Genomic DNA, 10,353 nt, shown 5'->3' on the forward strand with positions numbered 1-10,353 from the left:
CCTGCTTCACCGCGCCGGGCCGGTACGAGTACCGGTCCTACCTGCGCTCGACAGGCTGACACCGCCAGTCCGGCGGCCTCGGCGACGGTAGCGGCGGGTCCCGGGGGCCGCTCCCCCGGGCCCCGCATCACCCGGCGGACCTACCGGCGGCCGTCCGCCCGCAGGGCCGTCCACTGGAGGGCGGCGAACGCGGCCACCACCACCGCCTGGGCCGGGATCCAGAGCATGCCCACGGTGCTGGGCTGCAGCCATACCGCCGGCGCGACGACGCTGAGGACCGCCCACAGGACGTTCGCGTCGACGATCAGCTTCACGCCGGCGGCGGAGGGCCGGGCCTGGGCGGCGAGGGCGCCGACGGCGGCGGCGTACACGAGGAGGAAGAGGCCGACTCCCAGCAGGAACCCGGCGTCGACGCCGAGCAGCCGTCCGAGCGGCGCGGAGGCCACGGCGTAGGCCAGTCCGTTGGCCCCGGTGACGACGGCGTCCAGGCCGAGGAAACGGCGCAGCATGGTCCGCGGCTCGCTGGTGCGGGCGATTCCGGTGAGCAGGGCGTGGGACATGGCGGATCAGCCTCCGTCGGGGTCGTGCGGGTCGGACAGCGGTATGTGCGCTGCTGGAATGCCGGGGCCCGAGCGGAGTGCGCCGCCCGGGGCCCGGCACGGCCTACCTTGCCCGGCGGGCGGAGCCGGGTCGATTACCCGCGAGGTAATGCCCGGTGCGCAGGGCTTCGAGGCACTCCGCCGACGGCATGCAGGACTCGCCGGTGGCCCGTTCGGCGGGCGCGTGCGGCGCGTTGCGGGGGCGCGTGAAGCTGGGCTGTTGGACCGCTTAAGAAAACCTCGATGGACGGGGCCCCGCCCCTCTCGGCAGATTGGTCACCACCACCCCTCCCCCCTCTCCTTTCTCTCCCCCGCCTGGAGTCGCCGCGATGAAGGCCCTTGTCAAGCAGAAGGCCGAGCCCGGTCTGTGGCTGATGGACGTCCCCGAGCCGGAGTACGGCGCCGGTGACGTGCTGATCAAGGTGCTGCGTACCGGCATCTGCGGCACCGACCTGCACATCCGCTCCTGGGACGGCTGGGCACAGCAGGCCGTTCGGACGCCGCTGGTGCTGGGGCACGAGTTCGTCGGCGAGGTCGCGGCCGTCGGCGCGGACGTGCAGGACATCAAGGCCGGTGACCTGGTGAGCGGTGAGGGCCATCTGGTGTGCGGCAAGTGCCGCAACTGTCTGGCCGGGCGCCGCCATCTGTGCCGCGCCACGGTCGGCCTGGGCGTCGGGCGGGACGGGGCGTTCGCGGAGTACGTGGCGCTGCCCGCGTCCAACGTGTGGGTGCACCGCACGAAGGTCGACCTGGACGTGGCGGCGATCTTCGACCCGTTCGGCAACGCCGTGCACACCGCGCTGTCGTTCCCGCTGGTCGGTGAGGATGTGCTGATCACCGGCGCCGGTCCGATCGGCATCATGGCCGCTGCCGTCGCCCGGCACGCGGGCGCCCGCAGCGTCGTCATCACCGACGTGAGCGAGCCGCGCCTGGAGCTGGCCCGCAAGGCGGGCGCCACGCTCGCCGTGAACGTCGCGGAGAGCAGCATCGCGGAGGCGCAGCGGCAGCTGGGCCTGCGGGAGGGCTTCGACATCGGCCTGGAGATGTCGGGCCGCCCCGAGGCGATGCGCGACATGGTGGCGAACCTGACGCACGGCGGGCGGATCGCCATGCTGGGCCTGCCCGCCGAGGAGTTCCCGGTCGACTGGGCCAAGATCGTGACGTCGATGATCACGATCAAGGGCATCTACGGCCGTGAGATGTTCGAGACCTGGTACGCGATGACGGTGCTGCTGGAGGGCGGGCTCGACCTCAGCCCGGTCATCACCGGCAAGTACGCCTACAAGGACTTCGACGCCGCGTTCGACGAGGCGGCGACCGCGCGCAGCGGCAAGATCATCCTCGACTGGACCGCCTGACCGGCTGGACAGTCCGGCCCGGCACCTCCATACCTCCTAGGAGTCTCATCCATGTTCGCGTCCGTTCGTGACGACCTCCGCGCCACCCTCGACGAGATCCGCGACGCGGGCCTCTACAAGCCCGAGCGGGTCATCGGCACCCCGCAGTCCGCGTCCGTCGCCGTGACCGCGGGCGGTGCGCCCGGAGACGTGCTGAACTTCTGCGCCAACAACTACCTGGGCCTCGCGGACCACCCGGAGGTCGTGGCCGCCGCCAAGGACGCGCTGGACCGGTGGGGCTACGGCATGGCGTCCGTGCGCTTCATCTGCGGCACGCAGGACGTCCACAAGGAGCTGGAGCGGCGGCTGTCGGCGTTCCTCGGCCAGGAGGACACGATCCTGTACTCCTCCTGCTTCGACGCGAACGGCGGCGTCTTCGAGACGCTGCTCGGCCCCGAGGACGCGGTGATCTCCGACGCCCTCAACCACGCCTCCATCATCGACGGCATCCGGCTGTCGAAGGCCGCCCGCCACCGGTACGCGAACCGGGACATGGGCGAGCTGGAGGCCCGGCTGAAGGAGGCGTCGGGCGCGCGGCGCAAGCTGATCGTCACCGACGGCGTGTTCTCCATGGACGGGTACGTCGCGCCGCTCAAGGAGATCTGCGACCTCGCGGACGCGTACGGGGCCATGGTCATGGTCGACGACTCGCACGCGGTCGGCTTCGTCGGCGCGGGCGGCCGGGGGACGCCGGAGCTGCACGGCGTCATGGACCGGGTGGACATCATCACCGGCACGCTCGGCAAGGCGCTGGGCGGCGCGTCCGGCGGCTACGTCGCGGCCCGCGCCGAGATCGTGGAGCTGCTGCGGCAGCGGTCCCGCCCGTACCTGTTCTCGAACTCCCTCGCACCGGTGATCGCGGCCGCGTCGCTGAAGGTGCTGGACCTGCTGGAGTCGGCGGGCGACCTGCGGGAGAAGCTCGACGGCAACACGAAGCTGTTCCGTACCCGGATGACCGAGGAGGGCTTCGAGATCCTGCCCGGCGAGCACGCCATCGCGCCCGTGATGATCGGGGACGCGGCGAAGGCGGCCCGGATGGCGGAGCTGCTGCTGGAGCGGGGCGTGTACGTGATCGGGTTCTCCTACCCGGTGGTGCCGATGGGCCAGGCCCGGATCCGGGTCCAGCTGTCGGCGGCGCACTCCACGGAGGACGTGGAGCGGGCCGTGCGGGCGTTCGTCGACGCGCGGGCCGCGATGGAGGCGTGACACCGGACGACCGGGGGCGAGCGACAATGGCAGGGTGATCGACCCCCGCCGGCTGCGCATCCTGCGGGCGGCGGCGGACCACCGTACGGTGACCGCCGCCGCCGCTGCGCTGTATCTGACCCCGTCCGCCGTCTCCCAGCAGCTCGCCGCGCTGGAGCAGGAGACCGGGCACACGCTGCTCACCCGCAGCGGCAAGGGCGTGACGCTCACCCCCGCGGGCGAGATCCTGCTGGAGCACGCCAACGAGGTGCTGGCCCAGCTGGAGCGGGCGGAGGCGGAGCTGGCCGCGTACGCGGGCGGTACGGCGGGCGAGGTGCGGGTCGCCGCGTTCGCGACCGGCATCGCGGAGGTGCTGGCCCCGGCCATCGCGCGGCTCGCGGAGCGGCACCCGGGCATCCGGCTGCGAGTGCGGGACGCGGAGGGCGACGCGTCGCTGCCGATGGTGCTGGACGGGGAGGCCGATCTGGCGCTGGCCGTCGAGTACCGGGGCGCGCCCGGCGAGGACGACCGGCGGCTGGCGCGGGTGCCGTTGTACGCGGAGCCGTTCGACGCGGTGCTGCAGCCGGGGCACGCGCTCGCGCAGGCGCCCGAGGTGGTGCTGGCCGCGCTGGCCGGCAGCGACTGGATCGGGCAGTCGCCCGGCAACCCGTGCCAGGACATGGTGCTGCTGGCCTGTGAACTGGCGGGGTTCGAGCCGCGTCTGGTGCACGTCTCTGACGACTTCCGTGCCGTGGCGGCGCTGGCGGGAGCCGGGGCCGGGGTGGCGCTGGTGCCGCGTTCGGCGCTGCGGGGAATCGAACTGAAGGATGTCGTGGTGCGGCCGGTGGCGGGGCCCGCGGCGTTCCGCCGTGTGTTCGCGGCGGTACGCCGTGGGGCGGAGGGGCATCCGCTGATCCGGCCGGTGCTGGACGCCCTGGCCGGCGCGGCGCAGGGGCTGGCGGAACCGGGCGCCGCGCTCCCGGAGCCCCGTTAGGACGTGTCCGGCGCGTCCGGCCGGCAGGGGTTCAGGGGCGGCCGGCCGTCACTCGGCGTCCCTTCGCTGACGACGAGCCGGGTGACGACAGCCTAGGGACCGGGCTTCAGCAGGAACGGCACTTCCTCGCCGCGCGGCACCCCGTTCACCTGGAGGCGCACGAGGTGGACGCCCTCGTGGTAGCGGCGGGTGGTGATCGGGCGGAAGGAGTGGCGGCGGGTGGCCGTCCAGCGCTCGCCGGGGGCGAGGGCGCGGGTGGTGAGCTTGAAGACCTTGGGGGTGCGGGTGCCGTTCGCCTTCATGTGGTGGACGACGTAGTCGACGACCACGGAGGTGGGCCGGTCACCGGTGTTGGTGACCGCACAGTCGAACACCAGTTGGTCGCCGATGCGGATCTCGGTGCTGTGCAGGGCGGGGCCGGTGACGTCGACGGGCGCGTCGGGGCTGTGGCCGAGCAGGGTCAGGGCGCGCGGGTCGCCGGCTTTGACGAGCGTGCGCAGGCCGCGCCGGACCAGCCGTTCGGTGGTCCCGTCCTGGCGGAGCCAGCGAGCGGCGGTGGCCACGGCGACGGCGGGGTGGTCCCGGCTGATGTCGTTGAGGTGGTTGGCCACGGAGCGCCTCACGTAATCGGACGGGTCGCGGTGCAGCGCGTCCAGCAGCGGCAGCGCGGGGGACGGGTCGGTGACCAGCTCGGTGAGCCGGGGCGCCCATGGCAGCCGGGGGCGGGTGCCCTCGCTGACCAGCCGCCGTACGTGCTCGTCGGCGTGTCCGGTCCAGGGCGTCATCAGTCGCAGGGCACGCCGGAGGTCGGACCGCAGGAACGGGCGCACGGCGCTCTCGGCGGTGAGCCGCGGGGTGAGCGCGGCCAGCAGCTCCAGCGCGGGCTCGAAGGCGTCCGGGGCGGCCGTTCCCCGTACGGCGACCGCCTCGTTCACCGGGAAGGTCATCCACCCGGTGAACTCCGGGTCCTCCAGGGCCGCCCGCAGCACCCGCTCCGTCTCCCGGTACCGGTCCGGCAGGTCCTCGAGTACCGCGTCGCGGACGGCGGCGACGCGGGCGCTGAAGCCGAGCCCGTCGAGGGCGACCGCGGCCCTGCGGGTCGCCCCGGCGGAACGGCCGCCGCCCAGGGCGGCCGTCAGGCGGTCCGCGAGTGCGGCGACGGTGTCGGCACCGAGCAGTTGTTCGGCCAGGGGCACGGTGTCTCCTTCGGCTGGCACGTCTCCCGGGCCCATATTCGCACACCCGTTCGCATGATGGTTCGGATCTGGCCCACCGGCTCGGACTCCGCCGTGCCCCGTCCCCTCGACGTCGCCCGCCACGCGTACACCGGCACGCCTGCGAGCAGGAACAGCACGCCCCGGTACACCGCCGCGTACCCGGCCCCGGCGACCAGCCACAGCGCGAAGCCGAGGGCGGTCAGCGCGAGCACCATGTCCCGGAGCAGGCGCGGCCGGTGCACCCGGTCGCCCCCTCCCGACGGCAGGAGGCAGACCTGCGCGGCGGGAGAAGTCGCCGCCACGTCAGCTGTTCTTGTCCGGCGCGAGACCGTCGACGACCGGAAGTGCTGCGCCGGGTCGCACATCCGGCCGTGGTTCCCGTTCCTGTGCAGCGGGCGCGTCGACGTCGTCGGGTTCATCGGGTTCTTCGGGTCCGGCCTCCCGCAGCCAGCGGCGCAGCACCCGGTGCAGGGCCTCCGCGCCGGTCAGCGGCATGCCGTCCGCGACCGGCGGGGTGAGCCCGGCGGGCCACAGCAGGAACGGCCGCGCCTGCTCGCCGCCCAGGCCGCCGTGCGAGCCGATCTGATCCTCGAAGGCGTGCACGCATCCGGTCTTCGGGTCGTACATCGAGTTGACCATGATGTCCGCGACGTGCGGGAAGGAGTCGGTACGCCGGACGGCCTCGGCGGTGCCTGGGCCGAACACGGCCAGCGGCCCCGACGTGTCGGTGAGGTCGTCGACGGCCGCCTCGAAGCCGCCGGGCGCCAGCACCACGGAGCCGTACCGCTCGCTGCGTACCAGCAGGAAGCCGATGCCGGGGTGCCCGGCCAGGGTGGGCAGCAGGGCGGGATGACGGCGGTCGATCTCCTCGCGGGACATCCGGTGCGGCGCGTCGGGGAACGCGATCAGGCCCAGGTTGCCGGAGGCCAGCACGACCGGCTCCGCGCCGCGCGCCGGGCGCCCGCCGGGCCGCTCGCCCTCCTCCAGGCCGTCCGGCCGGTGCAGGGCGCTGCGCAGGGCGCCCCGGGCCTCGGCACCGCTGGGGCTGTGCCGGGCGCGGCGCGGGACCGGCAGGCCGCAGCAGACCCGTACGAGATCGCGGAGCGTCAGCCCGTACGCGGACTCGAAGGTTTCGCCGGGGCTCTGGCCGTGGTCGGAGAGGAGCACGATCCGGTAGGGGCGGGGGGCGTGCTCGGCGGCCCTGGCGATGAGTGCGACGCAGCGGTCGATCCGCTCCAGCACCCGGAACGCGTCACGGCTGTGCGGGCCCGAGTGGTGGGCGACCTCGTCGTACGCCACGAAGTCGGCGTACACGGCGCGGCGCCCGGCCAGGACGTCGCCCATGACGGCGGCGACCACCACGTCCCGTTCGACGACGGTGGCGAAGGCGCGGACGAACGGATAGAGGCCGCCGCGCGGCACGCGGGGGGTGTCGCCCCGAAGCCGGGCACGGACGGACTGGCCGATCTCCCGGACGACCTCGGCCGCGTACGAGACGGCGGTGCGGGTGGCGTTGGCGGGGTCGCGGAAGTACGCGAAGTATCCGGCGCGGGAGCGGGTGCCGGGGCCGCGGCGTGCGGACACGGACAGGACCAGGGCGAGCTGTTCGGCGCCGCCGCCGAACAGGTTGCCGCGGCTGGCGCCGCCCCCGGCGAGCAGACCCGGGTCGCCGGTGCGTTCGGCGGCGCGGCGCTGGAGTTCGACGGCGCTCGCGGGCCGGTTGCTGACCATGAGCCGCCCGGTGTCCTTCTCGTACCAGCGGAATGCGGGCACGTCGTGGTTGGTGCCGTGCAGGAGGGCGAGCTGGCTGGCGCCGGTCTGGCTGGACCAGTCGGTGCGCCACGGGGTGAGCCGGTGGGTGGTGGCGGCCCACTCGGCCACGGTCGGCATGAGCCCGGCGGCGAGCGCGGTCCGCAGCGTGTCGTGGCCGACGCCGTCGAGCTGGAGGAAGACCGTGCCGGGCGGGCCGCCCGGGTCCCGCTCCACGCGCGCGTGGCGGCGCCCGGCCAGCCGGTAGAGCCGTCGCCGGTAGGCGTTGTCGTCCCGTACGGCCAGGGCGGTGGAGGTCGCGGAGGCCACGGCGGACATGACGGCCGCGACGATGACGGCGCTCTCCGGCTCGGCCTCGCCGCGCCCGTCCGGGATCAGCCAGAGGGCGACCAGCAGCAGCGAGCCGTTCAGGAAGAACACCAGCAGGCCCAGCACCAGTGCGGGCACCAGCAGCAGGGCCCGGACGACGAGCGGCCAGACGAGCGCGCTCAGCAGCCCGAAGGCGCCCGCGCCCCAGACGGCGGTGACGGCCGTACGGGTGATGCTGTCGCCGTCGTCGGACTGGAGCTGGAAGTCGGGCAGGATCCCGGCGAGGGCGAGCAGGGTGAGTGTCGAGACGGCCCAGACCACGATGACGCGCAGCACACCGCCGCCGATCCTCCGCCAGTGCGCTTCGTGAGCCGCCGCCAATGCCGCCTCCTCACCGGGACCGGGGGCTTCACTCCCGGCCCCCACTATCGCGCCCGGAGGACGTCCCCGCGCGAGGCGCCCGGGGCTCGTCCGCGGCGGCCGGACGGGCTCGGTTCAGCAGCCGTCGTACCCCGCCGTCGGCATCGAGAGGCGCCGGTGCACGTACGCCTTCTTCGTCGCGTCGTAGGCGGGCTCGTCCAGTCCGGCGGTCTCCAGCCGCACGCCCCGGCGCTCGCACTCGGCGGAGAACTCCCGCGCGGAGGTCACCGCCCGCTCCAGCACGCGCGCGTTGGGGGCCACGAACAGATCGACGGCACCGGCCTCGACATCGGCCCACAGCATCCGGTGGTCGGGCGGCAGCCCGTAGAACAGCAGCTGCCGGATGACGACGTAGCCCTTGTCGGCCGCCCATCTCTCGCACATGGCGTGCTGACTCCGGGTGTCCACCAGGAAGGGGTCGGCGTCGAGTTCTTCCAGCGGCGTGAGGCTGGCGATCGTCGCCACGCGTACGTCCTCCATGGGCCGACCCTACTCCGGACGGACGCCTTCCGAGGACCCTTGGGCCTAGGCTCGTAGACGACGGCAGAGCGGGGCAGGGCGGCGCAGAGCAGCGGGGCAAGGGAGCGGCCTGATGGAGGTCACCTGGTGGGGACACGCCACCTGCACGGTGGAGGACTCCGGCGTGCGCGTGCTCACCGACCCGCTGTTCGCTTCCCGGCTGGCGCATCTGCGGCGGCGGCGCGGGGCCCTGCCGCCGCCCGAGGCGGCGCGCGCGGACGTGGTGCTGGTCTCCCATCTGCACGCGGACCATCTGCACCTGCCGTCATTGGCCCGGCTGGCGCCCGGCACGCTGCTGGTCGTGCCGCGCGGCGCCCCGCGCGCGGTGCCGGGCCTTCGGCGGCTGGCGGAGCGGCCGGGAGGGGCGCGGCTCGTGGAGCTGGGTGCGGGCGACGAGGTGAAGACGGGCGGGGTGGTGATCCGGGCGGTCCCGGCGGCCCATGACGGGCGGCGGCTGCCGCTGGGCCCGCACCGCTCCCCCGCGCTCGGGTATGTCGTGCAGGGCACGGCACGGACGTACTTCGCGGGGGACACGGGGCTGTTCGACGGGATGGCCGCGGCGGTGGGCGAGATCGATGTGGCGCTGCTGCCGGTGGGCGGCTGGGGCCCGTTCCTGGGCCACGGCCATCTCGACGCGGGGCGTGCGGCGCGGGCACTGGCCGCGCTGGCGCCGCGCGCGGCGGTGCCGGTGCACTACGGGACGTACTGGCCGATCGGGATGGACGCGGTACGGCCGCACGAGTTCCACGCGCCGGGCGGCGAGTTCGTCCGGCTGGCGGCGCGGGCGGCGCCGGATGTGGCGGTGCATCTGCTGCGGCACGGGGAGAGCGTCCGGCCCGGGGTGACCGGGTGATCCTCGGGTTCGGGGCGTACGGGGCGATGACGGCGGCCGTCCTCGGCGGCCTGCCGCCGGAGGAGACACAGCGGGCGGTGGGCTATCCGTCGCTGTTCCTGCTGGTGGCGCTGGGGGCGCTGGTGCCCGTGCTGCCGACCGGGGCGATCGTCGGCTCGGCCGCGGTGGTGGCGTACCACCAGACCGCGCCGTTCGCGCTGCTGCTGGTGTTCGTGGTGGCGGCGGGGGCGGCGCTGTGCGGGGACGTGGCGCTGTACTGGCTGGGCCAGCGGGGGGTCGGATCGCGGAACGGGTCGCGGTGGCTGGACACGCTGCGGGCACGGGCGGCGCCGGAGCGGCTGGCGTGGGCGCAGACGCGGCTGCGGGAGCACCGGGTGCCGGTGCTGGTCGTGTCACGGCTGCTGCCGGCGGGGCGGATCCCGGTGATGCTGGCGTGCCTGCTGGGGCGGATGCCGCTGCGGACGTTCCTGTACGGGGACATTCCGGCGGTGCTGGCATGGACGGCGACGTACCAGCTGCTCGGCGTGGCGGGCGGCTCCCTCTTCCCGAGCCCGTGGCAGGGGATCGTGGCGGTGGTGGCGCTGACGGTGCTGATCAGTGCGGTGCCGGGGGTGTGGCGAAGGGTGCGGGGAGGGGGCAGGTCGAGCCCGTCCGGGGGTGCCCCCTCCGGGGGAGCGTGAGGACGAGCTCCGCGGGGGCGTGATCCGGGGCCGGGGGCTGAGCCCCCGGTCACGGCAGGTCCCGGAGGACCTCGGCCAGGCGGTCCAGCGCCCGGGCCACCGCGGGCACGGCGAGCGGGTCCTCGGCGCCCAGCGCCTCGCGGCGGTCCTCGCGGCTCGCGCCCAGGAAGGGGCCCGTGGCCAGGCGGGCGCGCAGGGCGCCCAGTTCGTCGCCGAAGCGATGGCCGCCGGGCACGACCGCGGCCAGGTGCCCGCTCAGGTACTCCTCCAGCGCGATGGAGTCGGTGACCCCGCGCCGTGCCAGCCGGTCACGCAGCGGATCGAGGTCGGCGTACAGGTGGCGGCCCGCAGGGCCCGCAGCCAGGAAGCGGGGATGCGGGGCACCGAGACCATGGACATGATCCGGTCGA

Annotated in this window: 10 protein-coding genes and 1 pseudogene; 5 read left to right on the top strand and 6 right to left on the bottom strand. The window is 74.5% G+C overall.

Annotation, left to right across the window (positions count from 1 at the left end):
* Window positions 1-140 precede the first annotated feature (140 nt).
* On the bottom strand, window positions 141-560 hold the full coding sequence (locus I3F58_RS25715; protein WP_240111080.1) for a hypothetical protein: 420 nt from the start codon (window positions 558-560) through the stop codon (window positions 141-143).
* Between the two features lie 368 nt (window positions 561-928).
* On the opposite strand from I3F58_RS25715, the gene tdh reads away from it, so the two are divergent.
* From tdh to I3F58_RS25730, 3 genes are read left to right on the top strand one after another with little or no spacing between them, the layout of a single operon-like run.
* Window positions 929-1,957: an L-threonine 3-dehydrogenase gene (tdh, locus tag I3F58_RS25720; RefSeq protein WP_240111081.1), complete on the top strand. Its 1,029-nt coding sequence runs from the start codon at window positions 929-931 to the stop codon at window positions 1,955-1,957.
* A 51-nt stretch (window positions 1,958-2,008) separates the two neighbouring features.
* The gene (locus I3F58_RS25725; protein WP_240111082.1) at window positions 2,009-3,202 is read left to right on the top strand and encodes a glycine C-acetyltransferase; all 1,194 of its coding nucleotides are present in this window, start codon (window positions 2,009-2,011) and stop codon (window positions 3,200-3,202) included.
* A 34-nt stretch (window positions 3,203-3,236) separates the two neighbouring features.
* Complete coding sequence (locus I3F58_RS25730; RefSeq protein ID WP_240111083.1) at window positions 3,237-4,175, top strand: LysR family transcriptional regulator; 939 nt, start codon at window positions 3,237-3,239, stop codon at window positions 4,173-4,175.
* A gap of 92 nt (window positions 4,176-4,267) precedes the next feature.
* Here I3F58_RS25730 and I3F58_RS25735 read toward each other — a convergent pair whose 3' ends face one another.
* The 4 genes from I3F58_RS25735 to I3F58_RS25750 form a co-directional block, all read right to left on the bottom strand.
* On the bottom strand, window positions 4,268-5,371 hold the full coding sequence (locus tag I3F58_RS25735) for a DNA alkylation repair protein (protein ID WP_240111084.1): 1,104 nt from the start codon (window positions 5,369-5,371) through the stop codon (window positions 4,268-4,270).
* On the bottom strand, window positions 5,311-5,694 hold the full coding sequence (locus I3F58_RS25740) for a hypothetical protein (protein ID WP_374208038.1): 384 nt from the start codon (window positions 5,692-5,694) through the stop codon (window positions 5,311-5,313). The genes I3F58_RS25735 and I3F58_RS25740 overlap by 61 nt, the downstream gene beginning before the upstream one ends.
* Before the next feature lies 1 nt (window position 5,695).
* Complete coding sequence (locus I3F58_RS25745; RefSeq protein WP_240111085.1) at window positions 5,696-7,852, bottom strand: phage holin family protein; 2,157 nt, start codon at window positions 7,850-7,852, stop codon at window positions 5,696-5,698.
* A 114-nt stretch (window positions 7,853-7,966) separates the two neighbouring features.
* On the bottom strand, window positions 7,967-8,371 hold the full coding sequence (locus tag I3F58_RS25750; RefSeq protein ID WP_240111086.1) for a hypothetical protein: 405 nt from the start codon (window positions 8,369-8,371) through the stop codon (window positions 7,967-7,969).
* Between the two features lie 112 nt (window positions 8,372-8,483).
* Between I3F58_RS25750 and I3F58_RS25755 the strand changes: the two genes are divergently transcribed.
* Together I3F58_RS25755 and I3F58_RS25760 are read left to right on the top strand one after the other, a co-directional pair.
* Window positions 8,484-9,263 (top strand): MBL fold metallo-hydrolase, encoded by a 780-nt coding sequence (locus tag I3F58_RS25755; protein ID WP_240111087.1) that lies wholly within the window; start codon window positions 8,484-8,486, stop codon window positions 9,261-9,263.
* 26 nt (window positions 9,264-9,289) lie between these two features.
* A complete protein-coding gene (locus I3F58_RS25760; protein WP_240111090.1) occupies window positions 9,290-9,943 on the top strand; it encodes a DedA family protein in 654 nt (217 codons plus the stop codon).
* A gap of 49 nt (window positions 9,944-9,992) precedes the next feature.
* Here I3F58_RS25760 and I3F58_RS25765 read toward each other — a convergent pair.
* Window positions 9,993-10,353: pseudogene (locus tag I3F58_RS25765) on the bottom strand (pyridoxal phosphate-dependent aminotransferase); the annotation flags it as partial.

This window comes from Streptomyces sp. MUM 203J (assembly GCF_022414595.1).
Taxonomy (GTDB): domain Bacteria; phylum Actinomycetota; class Actinomycetes; order Streptomycetales; family Streptomycetaceae; genus Streptomyces.

Excerpts from the sequence above, each read along its gene's own strand:
- I3F58_RS25750 (WP_240111086.1), bottom strand. The coding sequence starts at position 8,371 with ATGGAGGACGTACGCGTGGCGACGATCGCCAGCCTCACGCCGCTGGAA.
- I3F58_RS25755 (WP_240111087.1), top strand. The coding sequence starts at position 8,484 with ATGGAGGTCACCTGGTGGGGACACGCCACCTGCACGGTGGAGGACTCC.
- tdh (WP_240111081.1), top strand. The coding sequence starts at position 929 with ATGAAGGCCCTTGTCAAGCAGAAGGCCGAGCCCGGTCTGTGGCTGATG.
- I3F58_RS25725 (WP_240111082.1), top strand. The coding sequence starts at position 2,009 with ATGTTCGCGTCCGTTCGTGACGACCTCCGCGCCACCCTCGACGAGATC.
- I3F58_RS25715 (WP_240111080.1), bottom strand. The coding sequence starts at position 560 with ATGTCCCACGCCCTGCTCACCGGAATCGCCCGCACCAGCGAGCCGCGG.
- I3F58_RS25760 (WP_240111090.1), top strand. The coding sequence starts at position 9,290 with ATGACGGCGGCCGTCCTCGGCGGCCTGCCGCCGGAGGAGACACAGCGG.